This window comes from Pirellulales bacterium (assembly GCA_035499655.1).
Taxonomy (GTDB): Bacteria; Planctomycetota; Planctomycetia; order Pirellulales; family JADZDJ01; genus DATJYL01.
Map to the genome: position 1 here is coordinate 1 of DATJYL010000160.1, position 23,958 is coordinate 23,958.

The 23,958-nt window shown below is 54.9% G+C and carries 19 protein-coding genes; 6 read left to right on the forward strand and 13 right to left on the reverse strand.

What is annotated here, in order from left to right:
- On the forward strand, nt 1-658 hold a 658-nt coding region (locus VMJ32_11495), incomplete at its 5' end, for a dockerin type I repeat-containing protein (GenBank protein ID HTQ39645.1).
- Here the strand turns inward: VMJ32_11495 and VMJ32_11500 are convergent.
- Complete coding sequence (locus tag VMJ32_11500) at nt 643-1,647, reverse strand: hypothetical protein (GenBank protein HTQ39646.1); 1,005 nt, start codon at nt 1,645-1,647, stop codon at nt 643-645. The two genes, VMJ32_11495 and VMJ32_11500, sit on opposite strands and share 16 nt — an antisense overlap.
- Nucleotides 1,648-1,864: 217 nt before the next feature.
- A complete protein-coding gene (locus VMJ32_11505) occupies nt 1,865-2,827 on the reverse strand; it encodes a hypothetical protein (GenBank protein ID HTQ39647.1) in 963 nt (320 codons plus the stop codon).
- 221 nt (nt 2,828-3,048) lie between these two features.
- Here VMJ32_11505 and VMJ32_11510 point away from each other — a divergent pair, with 221 nt between their 5' ends.
- On the forward strand, nt 3,049-4,206 hold the full coding sequence (locus tag VMJ32_11510; protein HTQ39648.1) for a PhnD/SsuA/transferrin family substrate-binding protein: 1,158 nt from the start codon (nt 3,049-3,051) through the stop codon (nt 4,204-4,206).
- A gap of 533 nt (nt 4,207-4,739) precedes the next feature.
- On the opposite strand, the gene VMJ32_11515 is transcribed toward VMJ32_11510, so the two are convergent.
- The 8 genes from VMJ32_11515 to VMJ32_11550 all read right to left on the reverse strand — a co-directional run bounded on the left by VMJ32_11515 (nt 4,740) and on the right by VMJ32_11550 (nt 10,231).
- On the reverse strand, nt 4,740-4,925 hold the full coding sequence (locus tag VMJ32_11515; protein HTQ39649.1) for a hypothetical protein: 186 nt from the start codon (nt 4,923-4,925) through the stop codon (nt 4,740-4,742).
- A gap of 100 nt (nt 4,926-5,025) precedes the next feature.
- Nucleotides 5,026-5,760 carry a hypothetical protein gene (locus tag VMJ32_11520; protein ID HTQ39650.1) on the reverse strand — a complete coding sequence of 245 codons (735 nt, stop codon included), beginning with the start codon at nt 5,758-5,760 and terminating at the stop codon, nt 5,026-5,028.
- 172 nt (nt 5,761-5,932) lie between these two features.
- Nucleotides 5,933-6,565: an ATP-dependent endonuclease gene (locus VMJ32_11525; protein HTQ39651.1), complete on the reverse strand. Its 633-nt coding sequence runs from the start codon at nt 6,563-6,565 to the stop codon at nt 5,933-5,935.
- 119 nt (nt 6,566-6,684) lie between these two features.
- On the reverse strand, nt 6,685-7,146 hold the full coding sequence (locus VMJ32_11530; protein HTQ39652.1) for a hypothetical protein: 462 nt from the start codon (nt 7,144-7,146) through the stop codon (nt 6,685-6,687).
- A complete protein-coding gene (locus VMJ32_11535) occupies nt 7,103-7,891 on the reverse strand; it encodes a Rieske 2Fe-2S domain-containing protein (GenBank protein ID HTQ39653.1) in 789 nt (262 codons plus the stop codon). Before VMJ32_11535 ends, VMJ32_11530 begins: the two co-directional genes overlap by 44 nt.
- An 18-nt stretch (nt 7,892-7,909) precedes the next feature.
- Nucleotides 7,910-8,347 (reverse strand): hypothetical protein, encoded by a 438-nt coding sequence (locus VMJ32_11540; GenBank protein ID HTQ39654.1) that lies wholly within the window; start codon nt 8,345-8,347, stop codon nt 7,910-7,912.
- Nucleotides 8,344-8,892, reverse strand: a complete 549-nt coding sequence (locus VMJ32_11545) for a PSP1 C-terminal domain-containing protein (GenBank protein ID HTQ39655.1) — start codon at nt 8,890-8,892, stop codon at nt 8,344-8,346. The genes VMJ32_11540 and VMJ32_11545 overlap by 4 nt, the downstream gene beginning before the upstream one ends.
- 517 nt (nt 8,893-9,409) lie before the next feature.
- Nucleotides 9,410-10,231 carry a tetratricopeptide repeat protein gene (locus tag VMJ32_11550; GenBank protein ID HTQ39656.1) on the reverse strand — a complete coding sequence of 274 codons (822 nt, stop codon included), beginning with the start codon at nt 10,229-10,231 and terminating at the stop codon, nt 9,410-9,412.
- A 214-nt stretch (nt 10,232-10,445) separates the two neighbouring features.
- Here VMJ32_11550 and VMJ32_11555 point away from each other — a divergent pair, with 214 nt between their 5' ends.
- Both VMJ32_11555 and VMJ32_11560 read left to right on the forward strand, forming a co-directional pair.
- Nucleotides 10,446-12,218 (forward strand): ammonium transporter, encoded by a 1,773-nt coding sequence (locus VMJ32_11555; GenBank protein HTQ39657.1) that lies wholly within the window; start codon nt 10,446-10,448, stop codon nt 12,216-12,218.
- Between the two features lie 94 nt (nt 12,219-12,312).
- Nucleotides 12,313-12,975: a hypothetical protein gene (locus tag VMJ32_11560; GenBank protein ID HTQ39658.1), complete on the forward strand. Its 663-nt coding sequence runs from the start codon at nt 12,313-12,315 to the stop codon at nt 12,973-12,975.
- Here the strand turns inward: VMJ32_11560 and VMJ32_11565 are convergent.
- Complete coding sequence (locus tag VMJ32_11565; protein ID HTQ39659.1) at nt 12,969-13,820, reverse strand: Ada metal-binding domain-containing protein; 852 nt, start codon at nt 13,818-13,820, stop codon at nt 12,969-12,971. The two genes, VMJ32_11560 and VMJ32_11565, sit on opposite strands and share 7 nt — an antisense overlap.
- Nucleotides 13,821-14,436: 616 nt before the next feature.
- Here VMJ32_11565 and VMJ32_11570 point away from each other — a divergent pair.
- Nucleotides 14,437-14,718: a ferredoxin family protein gene (locus tag VMJ32_11570; GenBank protein HTQ39660.1), complete on the forward strand. Its 282-nt coding sequence runs from the start codon at nt 14,437-14,439 to the stop codon at nt 14,716-14,718.
- A gap of 364 nt (nt 14,719-15,082) precedes the next feature.
- On the opposite strand, the gene VMJ32_11575 is transcribed toward VMJ32_11570, so the two are convergent.
- Nucleotides 15,083-15,676: a dockerin type I domain-containing protein gene (locus VMJ32_11575; GenBank protein ID HTQ39661.1), complete on the reverse strand. Its 594-nt coding sequence runs from the start codon at nt 15,674-15,676 to the stop codon at nt 15,083-15,085.
- A gap of 312 nt (nt 15,677-15,988) precedes the next feature.
- A complete protein-coding gene (locus VMJ32_11580; protein HTQ39662.1) occupies nt 15,989-22,246 on the reverse strand; it encodes a CotH kinase family protein in 6,258 nt (2,085 codons plus the stop codon).
- Between the two features lie 561 nt (nt 22,247-22,807).
- On the opposite strand from VMJ32_11580, the gene VMJ32_11585 reads away from it, so the two are divergent.
- A protein-coding gene (locus VMJ32_11585) for an IS3 family transposase (protein HTQ39663.1) occupies nt 22,808-23,907 on the forward strand; the annotation gives its coding sequence in 2 pieces (ribosomal slippage) (nt 22,808-23,060 and nt 23,060-23,907; 1,101 coding nt in all).
- Nucleotides 23,908-23,958 lie beyond the last annotated feature (51 nt).

Below are 23,958 nucleotides of genomic sequence, written 5' to 3' on the forward strand. Positions count from 1 at the left end.
TGCGGCGTCGACCAGCAGCAATGGGACTACGGCCGTGTACGCCAGCGAAAATGCGGGCAATCCGAACCGGATGGTGATTGTGCTCATCAACCGGAACACGGTGGCGCAGGGGTCGGTTACGGCGACGTTGAACATTAGCAACGTGAGCCAGTTGTCGCTGGCCGATGCGTATCAATTGGGGGACGGGACCGACAATCCTTCTTCGGCGGCGATTACGCACGTGGTATTGAACAGCGGCAAATTGCAGTGGCTGGGAGCGAATTCGCTGAGCTACGTCATGCTGCCGGACACGGTGACGACGCTGGTGTTAGTTAAGTCGCAATTGGGGGACTTCAATTTGGACGGAAGTGTGACGGTGGCTGATTTGCAGGCCATGCAAAGTGCGCTGAAAAACGTGGGGAGCTACGAATCGAGCCACAATATAAGCCCGAGCCAGATGTTGGCGCTGGGCGATTTTAATCACGATGGAGCGTTCAACGCCGCGGACATATTGGGGATGGAGCAATATTTGGCCAGCGGCGCGGCGGCGGGCAACGGCGAGTTCGATGCTGTGCCCGAACCGACCGGTTTGGCGCTATTGGCCAGCGGGGCGTTGGCGGCGATTTCTTTAGCCCGGCTTGTTCGCGGGAAGGGTTTGCCGGACTATTGCAGGGTGTAGACGAAGCAATCGTCGACGATCCAGGGAGTGGACCAGTTTCCGTTGTCGCCGTTGAGGACATCGAAGAAAAAGCACTTCAAGTGCTCGCACCGCATGCCATAGGGTGTTTCGCTGGCGATGTGATCTTGGACCGAGAGTGGGGCGACGCCGGCGTGGGCGTAATAATGGACTTGTCCGTCGGGCGTGAAGGACATGCCCACGGTCCACCAGCCGGGCTCTTTGATATCGAGCGCGCGGAAATCGCCACCGTTTTGTCCTGCGCGGACCATGATGGAGCAGTAATCTTTGATTTTGTCGCCGTCGCCGGGGTGGAAATAAAACATCAAGCCGGGCCAATATTCGTCGAGGACGGTTTGGCTGCCGCCGAAGCCGAAGAAGCCGCGGGAAGGCTTGGTGGTCCAAGCATCGCAAGCGGCGCGGAAGCAGAACGAATTGCCATCGCGGCGCTCCCACTTGGCCCAGGTGGGAATGTATACATGGGCCACGACGCTGGGAGAGCGAGATACGGCAATCGAGCCGCCGATGCGTTGATCGACCAGGCAAATGAAATCGTCCTGGTGGGTTTGACCGCTGAAGACGCCCGGCACGCCGGTATACAGCGACATGAGCAGCATGGAGCCTTTGCTGTCGGGGATGCCGCCGGGGGGCGTGGGGACGCGTTTGACGACGTCGGGCTGGCCGCGCTTTAAGCCTTCGGCCCAACGGCCGTTGGTCGAACGACCGGCGGGGAGGCGTTCTTGGCCGTCGTTTTCTTCGCTGCTTTTGGGCTCGTTGGCAATGTAACTCCACTTTTCGTCTTCAAAATCGTCGCCCACCTCCGCAATGCGTTGGCCCGTACCGGGGACAAAACCCTGGGCGTGGAGCGATTGTGGCGACCCGGCCCAAGCCCACAGTAGTCCACCGAAAAAAGCGGCTTGGAATAGGAAAGGGCGTTGCGGCCCGCTGGTCCGACGGGGTTGGGCATGGCGATGGTGGAAGAGGAGAAACATACGAATATTCCTTGACTTAGTTGCCTTGTTTGCGAGAGCAGCGGGCGGGCTTTACGGCGGAATCTGTAAATTTATCGGTGAGGGATAAAAGAAAATTGATTGGCGAAGGGATGGTGCGGAAGCTGCCGGAAGAACACCGCGAAAAAGGCAAATCGTTCTGGGAAATGCGATAGATTTTGTGAAGTTCGGACCGGGCGCTCGTTCGAACCGCTCAGGTTTAGCGAGGGGGCTGCGCCTGGGATTCGCGTGGATCAGTCGGTTTTATTTTCCCAAGCGTTAAATTTTCCGTTGGGCTGGAAGTAACAAATAGCCCGAAGCCATCTGGCAGGGGGCGGTAACCTTCCAGCTCATCATGGGGTAGAAATGTCAGCGAGCGGACGCGCGCTGTTCCCGCGGCCCGGCCATCGGCGAGTGCTTTGGCCAGATCGACGATTTCCAGCCGCCAGCCGCGGCCGGCGATGACGTTTTGGATGCAGGTAAGTTGTGCCTGAGCGGGATCCCAGGCGAGGTTTTGATTGAACGGTCCGCACAAGAAGCGGTAAGCGACCACGGCAGGAGCGCTGGAGCGTTTGTACTGGATTAAATTTTCGGGGTCATACAGGCGAACTTCGGGGCGGATGTCGCCGTAATCGGCCGTGGCGAGGAATTCCTTATTTTGAAAGGTAACAAACTCTGGTCGGCAGCCATTGACGGCCGCATCATCATCGATGGTTTCGAGCAGGGCGTGATCGAGATTGCCATCGTTGCATGCGCGGTCCCAATCAAGGTGGTAAATGACTGCTTTTTGGGCCACGGTATCGCCGAGAAAAGTTCCCCATTGTCGGCTCCAAGTTAATCCGGTGGGATGGCGAAGCAGCGGTTGATCGTTTTTTCGCAGCCAGATTACACGGCCGGTGGGCCGGTAGTCGTCAGTGTACTCGCGGATGACGCCAAGTCGGGGATTGGCGTTCCAGACATCGCCGTACAGATAGACTTTGCCATCGTGAAAGCTGACGCCTTGCATGGCGCCCAAACCATCCATCGTCAGTGATTTGGGTTTTTCCAGGTCGGCGTTGGCGGTCCAAGACGCATCGGGCGGCGGCTGAGCGAGAGCTGGTTGGCCTGCGATCGGGGCCAATAACAGCATGATGGCCAGCCAAAGGAGAAACCAGCGAAATTTCATGCACAAATGTGGAAGCATGGCAGCTCAATTATGGTCGTGTGGCCGATCGGTTTCCAGCCGTGCGAGTTGAGCGCGAAAAATCAGACTTTCCGGCGGGGTGCTAACAAATTCTTAACCAGCGGGTGATAACATGCTGACTGAAGTTTGAATCGGGTGCAGTTTAGTTTGTTCTTTGCGAATCGCGCTTGGGGAATTCTTGAGAGCGCGGGCGGAAATGAACTCCAGCGCGAGGTCGGGCAATGGTTGGTTCAGCAGCTGATTTTGGTTCGCCATCGGATTCCAGTGGTCACTCTGGACCGGGGACGCAGCGTCTGCCTTTGGTACGCGTGATTTTGTACCTGGGACTGGCGGCTGCGGTGGCAGTGATTATTGTTGCCGGCGTGCAGACGATTCGCGCCACGGCTTCGCTTCATGAATCGCAGGACCGGACGGCGGCGACGTTCGATATCACCACTCCCGCGCCGCGACACCTGGCGGCGGATTACACCGACCGGGACGGGCGACTTTTGGCCGATTGCCCGAGCGACCCGCAAAAGCTTTTGAATCCCGATACGCTGGTGTTGAGTTACGGCGAAGACAGCGATTTGGACATCCAGCCGGTGAATTGGGATGATTTTCAGAAATATCTAGCGCAGATCACGGGCAAAAAAGTCGTCGCCCAAGCATATACCAACACCGTCGACGATGTCTTGGCCATCAAGGAAGGAAGAGTTCATGTGGTTGCCTTGCACGCGGCGGACGCGCCTTACTTGGTGAATAATGCGGGCCTGATTCCGGTGGCGGTGCTGGGTTACGATCAGGTCGCTGCCGGGAACCATCTGGATTTGGCCGTGGCGCCGGCGAGCAACATCAAAACGCTGGGGGACATTCGAGGGCGTACGCTGACTTGCACGCGGCCCACCTCCGTCACCGGTTATCGCGCCGCCATTGCGGTGTTGCTGCGAGACGCTAAATTACGCCCGGATGTCGATTACATTGTGAATTATTCGTTCGGGCAACGCCGGTCGATTCAAGGCCTGGCGGCGGGCGATTACGAAGTGGTCGCACTGTCGGACGACAAGCTGCAGAGTTTGGTCAAAGCCGGAGAGATTAAATCGTCCGATTACCGACTGGTGTACGAGTCGCAGGTGATCCCGCGATTTACCATCGGTTACGTGTATAACCTGCAGCCGGAGCTGGCGGCGAAAATTACTGAGGCGATTTTGGGCTTCAAGAACGAACATGCATCGCGGCAGGAAGGGAGCGAGGAGCCGATGCGATTTTTTGCCGTGGATTACAAGAAGGATTTTGAATTTGTGCGGCGCATTGACGAGTCGTTCGATCCGCGACTGGGAAGCAAGAAGGCGAACCCCAAGGCCAAGGCCGACTCGTCCGGCGACGGATCCGGGGATCTCTAGGCGGGCAGAGGTTCGCCCAAATCGGGCTTCGATTTATTTTCTCGATCAGCGCAATTTGTTCAGAGCGGGCGAAGGGACTCGAACCCTCGACATCCAGCTTGGGAAGCGCCCTCGGCCGAACCCCAAAAACCCTGAATCTCCCGAGGTTTTAGCCATTCTAGGCAGTCGATTCAGTATTGCAAGGTCTTGCAGTACCTTTCACAGATTCTCGAAGCATTTCGGTATGTTGCACTCAGCATTCGGTAGTCTACCGGGTATCGGTGACTCCCTTTGCGAATTCGCCGCTGGTTGAGAAGCAGGGCGCATTTCGCCACACTCGGAGTTACCAACGGCAGCGACAACGAGGTCGATGACGGTGACGGCGTCCACGGCGACGTGGACCCGCCCCACTGCACAGGATCCACAGCAGGACACCGATCAACAGAATCCAGAACAACGAATTCATTGGGATTGTCTTCCGGTTGAGGGAATGAAACAGCTGGCCGGGCGGCAGTGCGCCGCCCGGCCGAAAAGACAGGCGGGCCTCAAGATCGCTAAGGGAACAGGCTGGGCCGCTGCGCGTCCAGCGCGTCCCAGTCCACGATCTTAGGCGATTCGTCTGATTCGGGATCGTCATCGACCTCGATCAAATCAGCCAAGCTGAGACCGCGGCGGCTGATTTCTCGCACTGATGCCCCGGTGGCTCGTGCAACGGAATGTTCGATTTGGGACTGGGTCATGGGAAGTCTCCTGAAAAGGAAATGAGACTGCCCCTTTCCGGGGCAGCCGTGTTGGAAAAAACACAAATGCCCCGCGCGAGCGCATGGCGAAACCAATTGATCAAGAATCTTTAACTGGCGCGCAAATCGGGATGGAGCGTCTGGCTTGCAAGCCCTCAGTCTTGTGTCCGTCGGGTCGCAGATCATTCACCACGCTTTTGTCAGACGGCACATCCGTCCAGCCGTGTTGTACTCTGGAAACCTTTTCCCAGTGCTGCCGGAACCAGCTACGAAGTTGGCTGATGCGCCCCTCACTCAGACCGAATTGCCGGGCCACGTCACTGGTCGATGCTCCCAGCGCCAGCGCCTTGGCAATCCGGCGGTGGCGCCGTGACAGCGTGCCCAACCACGCGGCCACATCAATCCGGGCAGCTGCCGTCTCGGCCGGATCCGCGTGCTGGTCTTCGACCAGGATTTGGCGCCAGGCACCTGGGTGTTTGTCCTGCTGATCAATTCGCTCAATCGTGATACCTTGGATCCTTCGGGCGTAGGGGGACAGCAGGTCCTTTCTGTTTAGCCGGCTGCCGACGCGCCGCCCGGCACGGACCTGGCGGATCGCAAATTGCGCTAAGGGAGTCGGATACGCCACCGCCTGTTTACCGCGGCGCACCAGCTGGGCGAACGCGCAGTAAGCGTTGGCGATCACCTCCTGGATCAATTCTTCTCGGGCTTCGGGCCGCCGGTCACGGAAGGCCATCCCAGCCTGCCGGCGAATCTGGGGCAGCATGGCCAGAAACCGGTCCTGAACAAATTCGGATCGATGATCAGCGGAACTGGTTCTTAATGGTGCAATCATAGCGACGACTCCTCTTTGTGAATGAGGACCGCCCCGCGGGGCGGACCTGTTAATAAAAACAGAACCGCCCCTGCACCGCGCCGGGGCGTGAAAACATCAGCCAGTCAGACGATTGCTGCAATGCAGCAAGCTTCGGCGCGCAAGAGAGTGATCCAGCAGCCCAGAGCGCTGCTCAAGACATCGCCCTCGCCATGCCGGCGATGACTTCCAGCCATTGGAGAACTTCGCCGCCGGGATCGCGCTCGCTGAGCAATTCGACGGTCATCTGCCCGACGGCCTGGCGGTTCAACCAGCGCTTGGCGCGGTAGACCAATCGCCGACGCGCCCGGTGAGAGAGCGCCGGCCAGGGGTCGTACTGGAGAATCAATTCATACCAGTGGCGCGCCAGGACAGAACCGACGCATTCATCGTCCCCCACCGGGATCTCTCCGCCGCCAGCCTGGGCGACGGCACTCGGATGGAGATAGTTTTCCAGACTCCGTTTAGCTGTCAGAAAGCCTCGGCATTGGGGTCGGGCATTAACCAGTTCCACCGCGCGTTGGCGACGCTCCGTCTCGGGCACGAGTTCCCGGTCGTACAGGTGAAATTCCCGGCAGGCCAACCCGGCAAAACGTGTGGCCCAATCGCTGAAATTCCCGCCGCCCGTGGGAACAAACAGGATGCGGCCTTGCGCATGCAGTCGTGCCAAGTCCACAACTTCAGGACATTCCGTGTGCAACCGTGACGCCAGGCGCTTGAGGAACTCGATGTCATTGACGCCTTCCACGATGACCAGGACAGGGCGGACCGTAGCAGCGGCATTCATGGGCAACTCCTCATGCAGGAGGACCACCCAGCTGGGGCGGTCCTGTTGGTAAAAACAAGACCGCCCCAGCACCGCGCCGGGGCGTCAATTCAAAAAGTTAATGACCGGCGTAGTTCAAATCAGCGTAGGGTCAAAAGAAGTCCGTAGCTGAATGTGCCACGGATAGCTAATCCTTCATCATAACTTATGGTGCAAAACGCGAAAGAATTTAGGGGTATGACCATGGGTATCGGCGTCGTTCGGTTCGCTGATGGCCGACGGTGCGTAATGAGCCGCTGATCGGCGCGTTCTAAGATAGCTTCGGCGCCGCATTCGTCGTTGATCAGACCGAAGCCTGGAACCGGATGAAGCTGGCGGTTGAGACGCTGCAGGCTGCCATGAGCCTTCCAACCGACTGAGGTCGTATGACTGACGTGCGCTAGGTCGTTCGGCGAGCAGATGTCTGCTGGTTCAGAAACGGTGGTTTTTTGGAGTATCTCACGACCTAAGGATTTGGAATGTGCCAGAGGTCCATGAACTGCGCCCTTTAGCCTGCTTTTATTCAATCCGTTGAAACTGTACGCGACGGTTTCCGGCAGCATCGCTCAGTTCGACGGCAACAGGTCCTAATTTCTCCGTGGGCTCGCCGAGGTAATGGACAATGATCGTTTCGCCGTCGAACAGCTGCTCCACGTCTATTACAGTGATTGATAACTCACGAGCGGCAATGAATTCCGAGCACATCTGTAGAATCGATTGGTTTGTGATGTCTAGGCGCTGCTGCTCGCGCTGGTCCTCTTCGCTCATCACGCGAAGCAATTCGCCTGCTGGCCTCGTTTTGCTGGTGTTGCCTGTGACGCTGCTCGGCGCTTCGAGCACTTCGCCGACTTCGACACCTCGGTCGGTGTTTACTAGCACGCTATCTCCGCGAAGGCAGGGAATCAAGCGGTTTGAGCCAACTCGACTCACGTGCCCCATGACGCCGTATCGGACTAGGCAACTATAGATGCCGTCATCTTTTTCAGGGCTCGCTGCTTCCACGAAGTCGATTAGGACGACATTGCCTTCAACACTAACTGGGTACTGTCGTAGGTTTTTTCCGCCTGGCTCCAAGCACTGACCGGTCGCGACGTTGAATTGCCAACCATGCCAGGGACACGTAATGACAGTATCGTTTAACTGGCCAGCCCCCACGGGACCGTCGCGATGTGTGCAGTGGTTGTCGATCGCATAAATCGTGCCATTAAGATTGAACAGGGCGATGCGCCGGTCGTCCACGCTACATAGCTTCCGCGTTCCCGGCCGGAGTTGATCCAATTCAGCAACTTTGACCAGTTTCGTTGTCATAGCAGGTTGGCCGAAGCGTCAGGAAAGCTGTTGGTTTGGGTCGGAGTAAAACCTCGACCAATGGCCATATTGTTTCATCAGTTTCTTGTGCAGCTGAACGAACATCACGGCTTCGGGAAGATTGGTGCAAAGTTGACTTGCCGTCGTTTCGGGGGCAAAGCCTAACCACAATCCCAAGAACACTTCCAAAACTCCGTCCATTGTTTCCTGAAACTCATCGGCACTGGAACACGATTGACGGACTTTTCTCACCAACGTTTGTATTTCTTCTCGCAGCGCTTCGGGAAGGCGATCAGGTGCACGGCAGAGCCTTTTAAGCGTCTTGAATGTTTTACTTGTACTTCGCCCTTTCATCGATGTTTCTCCGTTTACCGAATCGCAAAGGCCGTGATTATGTCCGTAGCACACAAAACGCTGTTCGAGGCACAAGTCGCCATCGTTCGGCGAGTTTTTCATTTTCGTTTAACCGCACACGCGCTGGATACAGCACACGCTTTGGCACACAGCGAGCAGCCACCTTGACCCGCGGCTTCTTCGGTGCCGCAGCCGGGACCACATCCTTGAGCCAGCGTCTCCGAGAATTTACGGAACTGGGCAGCGGCGTCGTACACTTCGGCTAATTCCGAAGTGATTGCCTCGACTTCCGGCGTGACTTCGCCTAGGAAATAGAAAAACAGCGACCGTCCGTCGAACAAATGCTCCACGTCCAGCAATGTGGCCGCAATGCCACGCTCTGCCAGCCGGGCCGTGCAGGCATCCAGAGCCTTTTGGCGGTTTTTCTCCAGTCGAGCTTCGAGCAGTTCGTCCTCAATCGTCATGCCGCGCAAAATCGAGCCGTCAGAATTGCCGCGTGCGATTGGCGCATTCAATTCAATTTCCCGCTCATCTGCCGGACCAAGCACTTCGCCGGTTTCCAAACCCCGGCTAGTACGCAAGATCACGCGGCTGCCGCGTGGATACGAGACGGCATCAACCGACGTAAATCGGCCGACGTGTCCCATCGCTGCGATACGTACAAAATGATGCCTAGACATTTGAATCAATTGTATCCGATTGTTTGTAATCGACCCTAGTCCCAAGCATTCGCATCGCTCCGTAACGAACGACAAAGTTGACCATCAAGCAGATACCTGACAATAAATCCCAGCAAACAAGTTCGCTCCTCCATAGAGTGCAAACAGACCGACCGATCCGTCGTGGGATCAAAAGGAGCGCTGCATCGCTTGTTGCTTCAATTAATCTTCAACTCGGGGCGACTGGATTCCGGCCATGTTGTCTTTGCCACCATCGCCACAGCGCGATCGGCGCAAAGCACAATGCGACAACGCCAAATAACCAGGAACCGTTCATAAGATCGCCAAGTGCTGCTGCTATGCTTGCCAGAGCAAACAGAAGTAGAAAGACTGGGGACCGATCTTCTAAAGCATACAGAACGACCATCGCCACTAATGCGATCAATCCCAACGTTGATACGCCACTCATCGTATTGTTTCCTTGCTCGCAATGACCAAGTTGACACTACGGCTGCATACTGACCGCTTCAGTCGAGTTTGCACGATCAACGGACAACGGGCGCTCGAACTGGTCCAGTGGTGGAAGTGCGAAAAACTGCGCAATTTCTTGAACGTCTGAGTTACCGGCCCTGGCCATTGAAAGCCCCAAGGCCCACGATTTATGTTTTGGATCGGAATTGACCAATTCTTGGAAGCCGCGCTTGGCTTCGCTATGGTTACCAAGTGCAAGTTCGATCCAAGCTACTGCCGACCAGGCGTCGATCGAATGCGGATTGAACGATAACGCTTTCTGCCACGCCTCTTTTGCCCGGTATGGATCATTCAACCGCCAGTACGCCCAGCCAATGCCGCTTTGCATTTCGGAAAACTGCGGTGACAACTCTAATCCCTGACTCCAGGCTTTAATGGCTTCCCGTGGTCTGCCAGCGACGAGCAAAGCACGTCCAAGACCATTGTAAAGTTCTGGACTTTTCGGATCAACATTGGCCAGCCCTTCGCTGAATATTTGAACTGCTCTGGCAGCCTGGTCCGGGCTTCGCTGATCAACAAGTTTCCAGCCCGCGCTCAAGATCTCTTCCAAATTGTGCTGTTTGCGGACTGTAGGTGAACCATCTGTCTGAGTGTCCAAAACGATCGGCGTCGTTGATGGCACATTGGTCTGCTGCGGCGCAATGCTTTGCGCGGAAGATGAATTACGAGCCAGCGCTTGCTTAACCTCGGAAAGCTGCTGCTCCGTCTCGCTCTGTCGGCGATAACTCCCGACCAATCCCGCGACTAAGACAAACGACAAGAGAACGCTGACGACGATTTTAATTCGCTGCTTCAAGATCGTTTTCCTGCTCGTGTAGATGTGGAACTCTGAGCGATTCAAATAGTTACACCACGAACAAATGATAGCTGCGCGAATTCTTTTGCATCTATCCGATTCTTCCGATCAAATTTTCGAGTTTGCCCATTAAAAGCGGATAGAGCCAATTCGCAAAGAGCCATATTCTTAAACCATCCGATCGCCAAAAACCCGCTTTCTATAGGAGAATTTTGTGAAGAAGATCAACCCGCTGCTGAATGAGTCCTCTATGCGGTTCAGTCTTGGCTTGCGATTGAAAGCGACGATCTGGGTAACAATGTTCGTGCTGGTGGTCACCACTTTTTGGATTTGGGTCCAACGAGCCAAAGCTGATCCCCAAGCACCGGCGACGACTTCTACGACACCGGCAGCCACGGACAGTTCGACGCCCGCTGCCACTGCGGCCCAACCAGCGTTACCAGCTTACTTCGCGGGATTGAAGGACCCCGACCCGACGGGAGCGAATTACGGTGTGTGGGCAACACCATCGGGCACTCCCAACGCTGACGGAACTCCTGGCGGCGATGTGCCGAGCAAGCTCGGCATAACAGACCTCTACGATCGGCTCATGCACAATCAGTATGCACTGAATATCGTGTGGACGTTACTTTCGGGGGCGCTGGTTTATTTCATGCAAGTCGGTTTTGCAATGCTCGAAGGTGGTTTTTCTCGCGCCAAGAATGCCAACAATACAGTTGCGATGACACTGATGATCTTCGTCATTGCAACCGCAGCCTACTGGGCTTACGGATTTGCGCTGGGCTGGGGAAATTGGTTTAACGGTCCCTCCGCTCCGGGTTGGTGGCCGTCTCTTGGACCAGGCCTATCGGCATTGTCACACGGTTGGGGTATCGGTGCGAATGGAGACGGTACGTTCAAGTATGGGATTATTGGTACACAAGGCTTCTTTTTAACAGACGGTTTCCACGATGTTGGGGTGTTGGCCCTGTTCTTCTTCATGTCGGTATTCATGGAAACCGGCGTGACCATACCGACTGGCGCCATGGCGGAACGTTGGAGTTGGCCGAACTTCTTACTCTATTGTGTGTTTTCTCCGTTCATTTATTGCGTATTCGCCTCATGGGTATGGGGTGGTGGCTGGTTGGCACAGGCGGGGGTTAATTGGGGACTAGGAAGCGGGGCTGTCGATTTCGCTGGCTCCGGGGTTGTCCACATGGTGGGTGGGACAATGGCACTGGCTGGCTGCATTGTCATGGGTCCACGAATCGGAAAGTACGTGAACGGCAAAGCTGTTGCGATGCCCGGCCACAACATTCCCTTCGTCGTGCTTGGGACCTTGGTGCTTGGTTTCGGCTGGCTCGGTTTTAACCCCGGCTCCACACTGTCTGGCACCGACTTGCGGATCACGTTCATTTACGTGAATACGGTCATTGCTTCGGTCATTGCCTCCATTGTGGGGATGCTCGTGTATTGGCAAAAATCAGGGAAATGGGACCCTGGCATGATGTGCAACGGATTCTTGGCTGGCTTGGTTGCCATCACCGCGCCATGTGCCTTTGTGACGCCGATTGGTGCGGCATGGATCGGAGTGGTTTCCGGCATTCTCGTGGTCCTCAGTTCAATTTTCTTGGAGAAAGTCGGCGTCGATGACGTAGCGGGCGCTATTTCGGTTCACGGAACGTGCGGGGCCTGGGGCGTGATCTCTGTCGGTCTTTTCGCCTGCGGCCAATACGGGGCCGGGTTCAATGGCGTTGTCGCTCCGGTCAGCGGATTATTCTACGGGGGCGGCGCGAAACAGTTGATTATGCAATTGATTGACGTAGGAGTTTTGTTTACTTGGGCATTCGGAGTGATGTATCTGTGGATGAATTTCAGCAATTTAATTGTGCCAATTCGTCCTTCCAAGGAAATCGAACTGGCAGGGTTGGATGCAACCCAAATGGGTTCGCCTGCATATCCAGATTTCAAACCTTCAGTCGAAAATAGTGTCGCTGCTAGCGCCTAACCTTTTGTTTGGCGTACAAGCTGCCACAAATTAGCGTGGGCAATAACCAATGAGGTTTATCTACGCGCATTCACAACTAAAGTGAGGTAACTATATGCCGACCGACTATGCAATGTCAGAGTGGAGCCTGACAACCAGACGTATGAAATGGGATGATATTCCTGAAATTCTCCGCTTGGCGGAGGATCGAACTGCCCGACGCTGGCTACAGTCAGATTTTTTAGAAGTGTTTCAACGGAATGAGACGATAGGGTTTGTTTCAATGGCGCGGCGTCGGATAGCGGGCTTTGCGCTTTGCACGATTACCCGCATTACACCCGCCCGTCCCTATTCAACACGACCAATAGCACAGCGACTTCTAAACTGGTTTCCGCCTTCCCGGTCTGGTCCGCGTTGGTATGTGAACCTATTTGGAATGGCTCTCGACCGAGACTGGCCTTTGCCTGTAATTGAACAGGGTTTGTTCAACACGCTTGAAAATGAATTGCGACGACCGAAGGACCGCATCCAATGCGTCGTTCCCGAAGCGAGCGTCGCAGCTCAGGTTGTGTTGCGGAATGCCGGTTTTCGGGCGCTACGTTTAATCCCGGATTACCTGGACGGAGAAACCGGCTATGTAATGACTCGTGAGAATATGAATCTGCATCGAGTTAGCTGTACAACACAGCAAGTGCAAGCTCACCGTCCTACTGACGCCTCCACGATGGTCAGACGCGGATCAGAAGTAGGTAAATCAGTGCGGCCAGTCAGCTATTGAAGCACCTTCCACACTTTTGCCTGAAATACTTCAATCCGCAAGTCGATGGTGAGTTTGGCGAGCAACGGGTCCTCTGCTCGGAAAGACTGTATAGCCGCGAGCCACTTGGAGACTGGCACTTTGTCGCGCGTGATTATGGCTTTTGGAAATTCATCACGTAGCTGCACCGCCAGGGACTTTTCATTCTCGCCCACCAGTACCGTGCAAATTCCATCGACCGTACCCGCAATGAGTGTAGGACCCAACACGGCACTCGCAATCGCATAGCCGATCCGTACTCCTTCACCGCCTCGCTGATAAGTGGCAGGGGTCATGCCAAGGTTCTTGGTCGCCTTCTCATACAAGGCCCTGCTCGACCCATACCCAACTGCGTAGCCCGCACTGGTGACCGACTCGCCCTGCTTGAGGCGCTGCTTAAGATTAACAATCCGACACACATCGCAAAAGACTTTGGGAGAAAGGCCGACGATGCGTTTGAAAGTCTGCTGCAAATGGTTGGGGCTAAGACCGGTAACTTGCGAAAGTGTGTCGAGTGTAATCGTTTGATCGAATTGCGATTTGATGTAAACCAGTACAGCCTTGATCGTCTGCTCCGTCGGTGTAAGCAAACCCGAATCAGGATGGCAGCGGCGGCATGGGATGTATCCGCGTTGCTCAGCTTCGGCTGCCGTTGGGAAGATCAACGTGTTTCGACGATGCGGATGACGCGCCGGACACGACGGACGGCAGTAGATGCCCGTCGTGAGTGCGGCGTACACAAATTTGCCATCGTAATGGCGGTCTCTGTTTGACACCGCCTCCCAAGCGGCCGTGCTGATTTCAGTAGGTTCGTTCGTCGTCGTCACGTATGCCCTCACGTCATTGACAGCATGGGCCGATTGGATTTTGGTTCACCTGTTTTTCCGTTGATTTTTCGAGTTTGTCCGTAAGAAGCGGATAGAAAGTTAATTGGACCCAAGACTATCGTATCAATAGAACGCATTTGGGAATATGCGAATGCAATGAGCACGTCGAGAACTGCCTGCACGTGCTAGCCTAAAACGAAATTTTAGCACAGATACAATCGAAATTCCAGTGCGAGATTATCAACGGGAAGCCGACGGTGGCCAAACTCAAATGCGGATTTCATTTCGACACTTTGCGGATATTAGATACACAGGAACACTCATGGATTGGCTGACGTTTTTTGGTTTGTTCGCCGTGACGACGATGGTAATTTGCAATGCTGCGGAAGAACGAAGTCGCTGGTTTGTCTTAGGCTTTGCCGGGGCGTGTGCCCTTGGTTCAGTTTACGGATTTCTTCAAGGAGCATGGCCGTTTGGAGTGATGGAAGGTATTTGGTCTTTCGTTACATGGCGTCGGTGGTCGGTAAAGAAATAATGGTAGACAGGTTCCGGTCGCTGGTGTCGTACCAGTCATCGGTTTCATTTGGGTTAGGTAAGCGACAAGGAGATAACTGCAATGACTCACGTTGTTGCCGAGCCATGTTTCGGTTGCAAATACACCGACTGCGTGGTCGTTTGCCCCGTGGAATGTTTCTACGAAGGGGAGAAGATGCTTTATATCCACCCGGATGAGTGCATCGACTGCGAGGCCTGCGTGCCCGAGTGTCCCGTCGAGGCCATCTTCCACGAAGACAATCTGCCGGAGCAATGGAAAGATTTCACCGCACTCAACGCTGAGATGGCTCCGCAATGCCCGGTGATTACGGAAAAGAAAGAACCGTTATGCGGCAGAGAGTGAGCGGCATAAATCTTGGAAACAAAAACTTCCTTGCCAGAAGGATGCCCCGGCGTACTGGGGCAGGATAATTCCTGCCCCAGCCGGGGTTTTGATCTATTGTGACCTGGCAGGCCCCACGTTTCGCACGAGGGTCTCTCGATGAGCGGGGGTGCCAATTGGCATTGGTTGCCACCGTTTGACAATTCCTCTAACCGCAAATCGAGACGAACGCCCCCAAAAAACGTTGGTTTGACGGGGCGTTTCTTCGACGGGAATGACCGCCCCCGTGTCAAACCATCGCGGGGATGAGTTTCCGAAGCGTCCTGGCTGTGCCAACAAAGGGATGGGTTTAGAGACAGACGCTAAACTGTGTCTAAACGGGTGGTTATCTGACGCATCTCGCATAGAGACGAGATCCTGCAACCATCGCGAGTGCCAGGAAGGCCAGGACCCAGCTTGCCGGCTCAGGCACTGGATCGGCGGAGCCGCCGCCAGAATGCAGCAAATTCAACAGCGCCTGCAAATCGGCGTTGTTAAATTTGCCGTCGTTGTTCACATCTCCTAATACGGTCAATTGCGCATTCGTCAAATTTCCGTGAGTGGACTCGTAAGTGGCAGGGTTTGTCAAAGCCTGCATCATGGAGAGCACGTCAGAAGCATCGACGTGCAAATCGCGATTGAAGTCGCCGGGCTCTACCACGGTCAGCGTGCCATTGGTAAAGGAAGCAGCAACGGTATTTTGTAAACCATCGGTGAATTTGCTATCGCTACTTTTGTTGGCGGTAAGCTCCAAATCATAGTCGCCAAGCGGTGCGCCGTTCGCATTGAAGCCAACCGTGGCAAGAGTGCCGTTGGCATTGACAAATTCTCCTTGGACATCAGTAATTACCGCAAACGACTGAAATTGCGGAAAATTCGCGTCCAGAGCTGGAATCACATCGTCTGCGGAAACTTCTCCAGTCCAAATGGTTCCCGTCAAAAAATTTATGCTGCTAATAGCAGGCGAGCTTCCTGTGCCAGCGGCAATTTGCAGCGTGAACGTCATGCCTTCAATGTCTTCCGTAGCAGCATTGCCGCTGTCCGACACTGGCAAACTGACCGATAGCGATGAATTCTTAGCGACGTAATAATGCCCTACCGTTACGATCGGGCTGGACTTCGCCGCGACAGCGCCTGCCAGGATGCCAATACTGGTGATGAGGCCGACGATGATTCGCCTGCAAAACATTCCGAATATCACGTCAAAAGTAGTCGTTTCGATGGTGGTTTCCGGTCCACGATTCATCGGATATTAACGCTCAAAAAATTCTCGCCAACTCGTTGCCAAATTTGCCGCAAAGCTTTCGTATAATCTGTCGACACCGGCCGAATTTGCATCGAATTTATGCGACTTTTTATGAACAAGGCTATCGGATCCTGAATCTGCAAATTGGCTGTCCAGAAGCAAGTGATGACTGCTGGTCAGCGGTGTAGCTGCCGAACCTCCATGCACTTTCTGCGTGAATATACTGTTGACAGTCGGACGATTGGCGAGCGGCATGACCAAGTGGTGAGTCGAAATAACATCCACTGGCGAAGCGCTCTGGGGTGCGGGCAACAATGGCAAGCTTATCGGCATTACCATCATACTCACCGGATCGCTGAAGGATTCCTGCGGAGAAGTTTCAATTGGCGACGCCACAACCGCTTCTGCGGAGAGCGAACCGCCGCCGCTACTGGGCGCGGTAATCAATTGCAATGCTGCAGTCGCCACTCGAACGTTTTGTTTGGCGATGGCCACATCTTGGCTGTCAACGATGCCATCGCGGTTAAAATCGTACGGATTGATAACCGACACCGGCCCGGCATCGTGATGGCCCCGTGCGCCTAAGATGTCAGTGGAATCGACATTGGCATCCGTTGTCGAATTTCCAACGTCGCCCATGGCATTGCCTACGTAGAACACGTCAGGCGTTGCCAATTGGGTGACTGCATCGGCCAACAGCGTAACCTGCAGCCACTGGTTCTGAATGGCGTTGTCGGCCCAAATGATTTCGATCCGCGTCGAGCCGTTCACTCCGCCGCCGGGAAATTCAGAAATAATTTGCGGCGCCGGCGCGGCTTGCCAGCTTGTCACGTCGCTGCTGTTCCCAACCAAGAACGTAAAATCGGCCGAAGTAACGTTGCCGTCGAGATTGTTCACGTCAATCATCAGGCCATTCAGGCCCTTGGAATAGCTGGTATAGCTTTCAAAGCTGGCAGTTTGGCCCGGCAGCAGCACTTGTTTGTCGGTGGCGATGGCGTTGGAATCGAGTTCGTCGTCAAAAAAACTATCGTTATAAAAAATGAAATTGCTGGCGACTGTCGGCACCGGCGGCGTGACGTTAACGGCCGAGGTAAACGCGGAGTTACCCGCTCCGTCCAGGGCTCGAATTTGATAAAAGTATTGAGCGCCGGCCGTAAGATTGGTATCAGTAAATGTCGTCTCGCTTCCTTGGAGCAAGGCCACTTGCGCAAACGTGCCGCCTGAGCCGGTTTTACGATCGATCTCGATGTTCTGCGCGAAATTGGAAGCGTTTGTCCAATTCAGCTGCACCTGCGATGCCGACAAAGCCGTTGCGGAACAGCCGGTTGGCGTGGCCGGCACTTCACCCAGGCCGGCAATTTCCGAGGCACTTAGCACACGACTGTAAATTCGGACATCGTCCAAACTGCCGTTGAAATAATTTGCGCCGTTAATCGTAGTGCCGTTGCTCGCCACATCGGTCAGTGCGCCAATCAAGAAAAACTGACTGGTTTTGCTGCCGGTGTCGAACGTGCTAGTGCCTTGCAGAACGCCGTCGACATACAACTGCACGATGCCCGTGCTGACATCCCGGGTCATGGCAATATTGTGCCACTGACCATTGTTGATAGCGCTAGTGCTATACACGCCACCGGTGTCTCCCACGTAAATGCCGATGTCGCCCGCGGCATTCAGCGTGCCCCAATTAATGTCGTTGGTACCGCCGCTTTCCTCCACACCGGTGATGGCAGGAGCCATGTAATGAATGTTGTTGCCAGTTTGCGTCGTTTTAACCCACACATCCAGAGTGCTGGTGGAACCTAAAATTGGCGCTAAATTACTGGCCACTTGCACGGCCGATTCGTTACTTTTTTCATATTGACCGTCTCCGCTAAACGAGAGCGCGAAGGGACCAATACGCCCTGCAACCCACGCAGGCTTGGTTGTGCCGACGAGCGTGCCAGTGTCGGTGCCGGCGGAATCGACACCCGTTGTGCCAGAACCGGCATCGAACTGATACCAATCGACCGGCCCTAGTAGTTCGCCAATTTCCGCCGACCGGGCGCTTTCCAGTCCAGCAGTATTTACAGCAGTTATGACATAGTAATAATTATTGCCCGAGATGCTGGCATCGGCATAGCTGGGCAGCGCCAAGTTGGTGGCGATAGGCGTTACACCTTCGCCGCCGCTGGTGAAACCACGATAAACATTGTAAGTGACCGCCCCTACAGGAACGCTCCAAGTGAGTGTGATCGCTCCGCTGCCTGGCAGGCCAACTAAATTGGTCGGCGCGGGCGACAGAGTTGTAACCACCACATCACCAGGATTGCTGAAGCCGGAGGCATTAAAGGCTTGGATTAGATATTCGTATTGCTCGCCCGGGATTAGGCCGGCACCGCTATTGTTGTCGGTGAATGTCGTCGAATTGGCCGCTAAGCTGGCAATTTGAGTGAAGGGTCCGCCGGCGGTGCTGCGGAAAATGGTGTACCCCTGCTCGGTCATAGCATTGTCGATCCACTGCAACGAAACTTGCGTGGTCGAAACATTTGTAGCCGCCGCACCGGTTGGAGCAGGAAGCGAAACCGTACTGCCGACACCGGGCGTGCCATTGGTGGTTGTGCTGGCGCGCCAATTGGCGGAGTTATTTAAATCGGGATCGACGGCCGGATTGATCACTTCCAACGTGGAGCCCGATCCGTGAGTCGTGGAATACCAATTGGGACTGTAGGTGAAATCGGCCAGCACTTGCCCGAAGGCATCGTCTAGTTCGACTTCTTCGCCACTGTTGCTGAAACTTTGGCCGGTTGAAAGGTAATCGCCCAGAATCAACGGTCCCGTGCCGTACAGCGACTGAAAAGCCGCCGTGTTGTGCACCAACACGCCAACCTGTCCCGGCGCAAGCGTCACGTTGCCGAACGTGTAATCGATGCCGTTGGTAAAACTAACGCCTGCTAAATTCAGTGTTTGGCTGCCGAAGTTTTCCAGTTCCACAAATTCAAAATCGTCATTGTTGTATGGGCTTCCTTTAGGTGGCTTGGCCGGGTCGTAATTCAGTTCTGTAATTCGCAGCGAATTTTTCACCGCGTTGTTGGGAGCCGTGACCACAAATTGTGTAGATCCGGCGTTCACGCTCGACCAATGGCTCCAGCGGCCGTTGGAATCCAACATTCGCACTCGTACCCGGTAGGTGTGACCGGGAATGAGTCCGATGTTCGAAGGAATGGTGATCGTCGGGCTGTACGTGGTAATAACGCCGCTATCCCACACGGCGTTAACTTCTAAATTGGGATCAAGGCCCGACACATTCGTAACATCGGCAATGCGCCACTCCACGCCGGCAAATGTGCCACCCAAGTTGCCGGCGGCAAAGGAACCGGTAGAAAACGTTAGATCGTCCAGCGGAAAATCAGCATCGCCCGTGTAGGTTACGGTGGCCGTCAGCGGTGCAGCCGCGGCATCGGCCGTAGTAATGACCGTGCTGTCCAAATAGGAAATTCGGCTTTGCTCAAAAGACTTGAGACGCGCCACCATGCCGGCAAAATCTTGAGTGGGCGAACCATTCGCGTAATATCGCCCGACGCCAGCTTTGGAAGAATTCACGTCGCTGGAAGTTTCAATCGGATTGTAATCCCACATCGCAGCATCGGCCTGCACCAGCGTGGGACCGGCGCCCGAAGGATTGACTTCGTTAGCATACGTGTCGGCCAGCTTACTGATGTTTTCCGGCGAGAACAATAAATCTTCCAAACTGCGAACCGTGTCACGATACTGAATTTGCAAAGAGAGATACGCCAAAATAGCCGAGGTAAACGGCGTGATGTCGCCATTGGTCGGCTGGTAATTCACGTACCACGTTAAATCGGTATCCCAGGGAATAATTTCCCACAGCCCCGTGTCGGGATTGTGGTAATACAAATAATTCTTGCCGAAGCCAATGTCCCAGTTGTGAATCATTTCGGTCACGGCTTGATACGCGTAGAACTCCGGCAGGTCGATGTTGGCTTCGATCCACGCTTCGCTGGGATGATTGTTCAGCGCGTTGATGAAAGCGGTCAAATCGGACCCGTCACTGGGTTCAGTGGGGCCCTGATTTTTGGACGTGCCGGCGCCATTTTCAATTTTGTATAAATTTCCGTCGGGCAAATCGTGAGAATCAAGGAAGTGGCCATCGGGTTCCTCGACCATTAAGTACAAGCCTTGGAAATCGGTTGTGTACTGGCTGGTTCCAGTGGCCGAAGAGTTTTCGACAATCCGAAGCTCGGTCGGTATGGTGCCCGGAGCCGGCACGCCAGCTTCATTGAACAGCGCGAACGACATGGTTTCGAACAGGCCTTGCTCGCCGCGATCGCCAATGTCGCCTTGTTGAATATCGGCGCCCAGGTCAAGTTTTTTCCACGTCGTGGGATAGGGCGTGCCATCGGCATAGTAGGCTTGGAAGTCGTGTCCGTTTTCGAAGTCGATCTTCCACATGTTCTTGCCCATGGCGTACCGCCATACGCCGCCGCGAGCTCGGTAATGAATGCCGTCGTACACCACGCCGTTGTAAACCAACGTGCCGGAGAAGGCATATTCGTTGCCAGTAGAAGCCGGTGTATTTGAACCGGGAATGTGTTGCGAATTGTCGTGGTCTTGCTGTTTCGTTAGCAGTTGCAGCACTGGAACTGAACTCATCGTCGCGGAGCTGAATGTTTGTGTTTGTCCGGAGGAACCACTGGCTCCCGGATCTAAAGCAGCCGTGTACGAAGGCACACCGGAATAAACGTAATAAGCAAAGTTTGGAACGGGGTCGTCATCGTAAGGGCCGGTGATGGAGAGCCCGTCATTGCCTGTTGCTGTAATGCGGTAGCGTACCAAACGACGATCGACTTGCACCGAAGCCGGCAGCACGGCGGTGTAAATTCCGTCACCGGCCGTGGCATCGCCGTTGGTGCCGTCGTCGAACATGGTGACGGTCGTCCAATTCACCGGATTACTGTATGCGGAGTCTTGCAGAGAAATATAATTTCCAGCATCGACCGTTTGATACGACAGCGTGACTGCGGCCACGCCCGCTGGATCGGTCACTTTCACAGTAATGGTTTGCGTAGTGCCAGGCGTCGGCATTTGCTGGCTTTGCGTCACCTGCCGCATGTCCGGCGCGGCGGCGGCCGCATAGTCGGAGTTTTGCCGTCCTGGCGTTGGTCCTCCCGTGCCTGTGGTTTCGATCAGTGCGGCATCGAAGTAAGCATCACTGTCGGTTTTGGCGGCGTTAAAAAATTGAATGGCAATTTCATTGTCGCCGGCTTGCAGGAACGTGGGGTTGATCGTGAAGCTGTAATACGTGGCATCAGAACCGGCCCGCGCACTGCTGGCTAGCCCGTTGAAAGCGGTGTTCTCGCCCGGTGTGTTTACGGTTTGCGCCAAGTGGCCGTTGATCCAGACGTTGAAACCGTCGTCGTACATGGCCTGCAGCGTTAACCCGAGTGCCTCGGCAGGGTCGGGAATGTAAAACGTCTTCCGCATGAACACCGAGGTATAGCTGCCGTTCATGTCAGACAACGTGGTGCCCATCGTCGGTCCGCCGGCTTGGTCGTAGCCGATGGGGCCTGTGCCCGTTTTCCAATTGCTGTCTTCCACATAGTCGAGTCCACGCCATGCACTGATGGCATAAGGCGATGGAGTTGCTTCCGCCGTGCCTTTGCGATAATCCCAGGTAGAATCTTTGCTGATCAGCGTTACCTGCGTCGTCACGGCCGGATTATACGATCGCCAATTGCCGCCCAAGTTGTTATCCAAATTAGGATTGATCAGTTCGATGCTGTATCCAGGTCCGGGTGAATCGCCGACGATGGGCCACGGAAAGCCCACGCCGTAATTCACATCGTCCAGTGTATTGCCGGCGGCGTCTTGAATTGTGACATCTTCACCGCTATTGCTGAGGCTTCCGGTCCAAGGTCCAAACGAACTAACGCCATACATTTGCTGCAGGGCCGTCGGGCTTTCCGACACGACGATGAAGCCGCCGGCGGCCAGCGTGGTGCCCGAGGGAAACGTATAATGCACGCCGTTAACGAACGAAGCCCCGCTCAAATCGACGGCCGTGGTTCCGGGATTGGTCAGTTCGATGAATTCCGTCGGCTTGGTTTTGTCCGGCGGATTGTAGTTGATTTCGTTGATGACCACGCTGCCGGCGGCCAGCTGCAGCCGGACTTCCAACCGCTCGAAACGGGAGAGCCGCTTAGAATTCTGTCGAGCTCGCCAGGCCTTGCATGGGGATGGAAACCGGCTGGCATAAGAACGGCTCACAATCACACCCTCCCAATCTATCTATCCCCGGAACTACGGATGTCTGGATAATATAGTCAGGATTCCGGCCTAGAACAACAAAAATCTAGGTAAAAGATGCCGACATAAAGCGATGCTGACTTTGACGAGGTTGCTAGCGAAGATTTGGTGCCGTTGCCATCAGCTTCGTATGAGATGAGCCATTTCTAGCGAAGACTGGACTCGGCCGAATTCGAGAGTCATGGAATCCCCACTGATTAATCGTGTCGACATCGAAGGTATCCCCAGGCTTTGCGCGCCCAGGACGAACCGACCTGGGGCCGAATTCGGAAGCTGATCGGACGTCCAAATGAGTCTCAATCGACTAGTTTTGGCAGGCGGCAATATGTGTGTTTCGCTCGCCCACTCCGCAGCGCGCAACACGGATCGACGGGCGCAGTGCCGTAATCGTTGATTTTATCGCTCAACGTTTGGGCTCGGTTAAGAGGGGCACGTCAATTAATGACCTGCTCCCCGATTCTTGGTCCAGACGGAATGCGAGGTTTTTTGTAACTTTGCATTTTGGAAAGGAGAACCTGGACCATGAAGGGAAAGCGATTTACGGAAGAGCAAATTGCATTAGCGATGCGGCAATCAGAATCGGGTACGGCGGTAGCGGAGATCGTGCGGAAGATGGGCGTCTCGGAGCAAACGTTCTACCGCTGGAAGAAGAAGTTTGCCGGCCTGGGCATCGCTGAATTGCGGCGACTCAAGCAATTGGAGGAAGAGAACCGCAAGCTTAAACAGCTCGTGGCCGACCTGAGCCTGGACAAGACGATGCTGCAGGATGTGCTGTCAAAAAAGCTCTGAAGCCCGCTCGTCGCAGAATTCTGGTCGAACGGCTGCAGGTGACCTATGAAGTCAGCGAGCGTCGTGCTTGCCGAACCTTGAGTTATCCCCGAGCCAGCCACCGGTATCAGAGTGTTCGCGACGATCGGGCAGAGCTAAGAATTCAACTGCGAGACCTGGCCAGCGGCCGGCCACGATACGGCTATCGGCGGCTGCATGTACTTTTACGACGAAAGGGTTATCGGGTGAACGCCAAATTGGTCTATCGGCTGTACTGCGAAGAAGGGCTGGGAATTCGCGGCAAAAGACCCAGGCGTCGCAAGAGCTGCCAGGTGCGGCAAACGCGGCCGGCAGTCCAGCGATCGAACGAGAGTTGGAGCATGGATTTCATGGCGGACCAGTTATTCAATGGCCAGCGCTTCCGTCTGTTGACGTTAGTGGATAACTTTAGTCGTGAGAGTTTGGCAATTCGTGTGGGACAACGATTGACTGGAGACGATGTGGTGCGAACCTTGGAAGACGTGGCCCGCCGTCGTAGCCGACCGCAAACGATCCGCGTCGACAACGGTCCGGAGTTTGTCTCCAAGAGCTTGGATCTGTGGGCCTACTGGAACGGCGTGCAGTTGGACTTCAGCCGACCTGGAAAGCCTACGGATAATGCGTTCATCGAATCATTCAATGGTAAGTTTCGAGAGGAGTGCTTGAATCAGCACTGGTTCTTGTCGCTCGACGATGCCCAGGAGGTCATCAACACTTGGCGCGATGATTACAATCACCATCGGCCCCACAGTGCGCTGGGACAGCGGACACCGGAGGAGTTTGCGATTTTTTCAGCGGGGGCTAGCCCCCGCTGAAAACCCTATTTTTCTAGCATTCCAACTGGATCAAAGTTGGGGAGCAGGTCA

Excerpts from the sequence above, each read along its gene's own strand:
- VMJ32_11500 (HTQ39646.1), bottom strand. The coding sequence starts at position 1,647 with ATGTTTCTCCTCTTCCACCATCGCCATGCCCAACCCCGTCGGACCAGC.
- VMJ32_11505 (HTQ39647.1), bottom strand. The coding sequence starts at position 2,827 with ATGCTTCCACATTTGTGCATGAAATTTCGCTGGTTTCTCCTTTGGCTG.
- VMJ32_11510 (HTQ39648.1), top strand. The coding sequence starts at position 3,049 with ATGGTTGGTTCAGCAGCTGATTTTGGTTCGCCATCGGATTCCAGTGGT.
- VMJ32_11515 (HTQ39649.1), bottom strand. The coding sequence starts at position 4,925 with ATGACCCAGTCCCAAATCGAACATTCCGTTGCACGAGCCACCGGGGCA.
- VMJ32_11520 (HTQ39650.1), bottom strand. The coding sequence starts at position 5,760 with ATGATTGCACCATTAAGAACCAGTTCCGCTGATCATCGATCCGAATTT.
- VMJ32_11525 (HTQ39651.1), bottom strand. The coding sequence starts at position 6,565 with ATGAATGCCGCTGCTACGGTCCGCCCTGTCCTGGTCATCGTGGAAGGC.
- VMJ32_11530 (HTQ39652.1), bottom strand. The coding sequence starts at position 7,146 with ATGCTGCCGGAAACCGTCGCGTACAGTTTCAACGGATTGAATAAAAGC.
- VMJ32_11535 (HTQ39653.1), bottom strand. The coding sequence starts at position 7,891 with ATGACAACGAAACTGGTCAAAGTTGCTGAATTGGATCAACTCCGGCCG.
- VMJ32_11540 (HTQ39654.1), bottom strand. The coding sequence starts at position 8,347 with ATGAAAAACTCGCCGAACGATGGCGACTTGTGCCTCGAACAGCGTTTT.
- VMJ32_11545 (HTQ39655.1), bottom strand. The coding sequence starts at position 8,892 with ATGGGACACGTCGGCCGATTTACGTCGGTTGATGCCGTCTCGTATCCA.
- VMJ32_11560 (HTQ39658.1), top strand. The coding sequence starts at position 12,313 with ATGCCGACCGACTATGCAATGTCAGAGTGGAGCCTGACAACCAGACGT.
- VMJ32_11570 (HTQ39660.1), top strand. The coding sequence starts at position 14,437 with ATGACTCACGTTGTTGCCGAGCCATGTTTCGGTTGCAAATACACCGAC.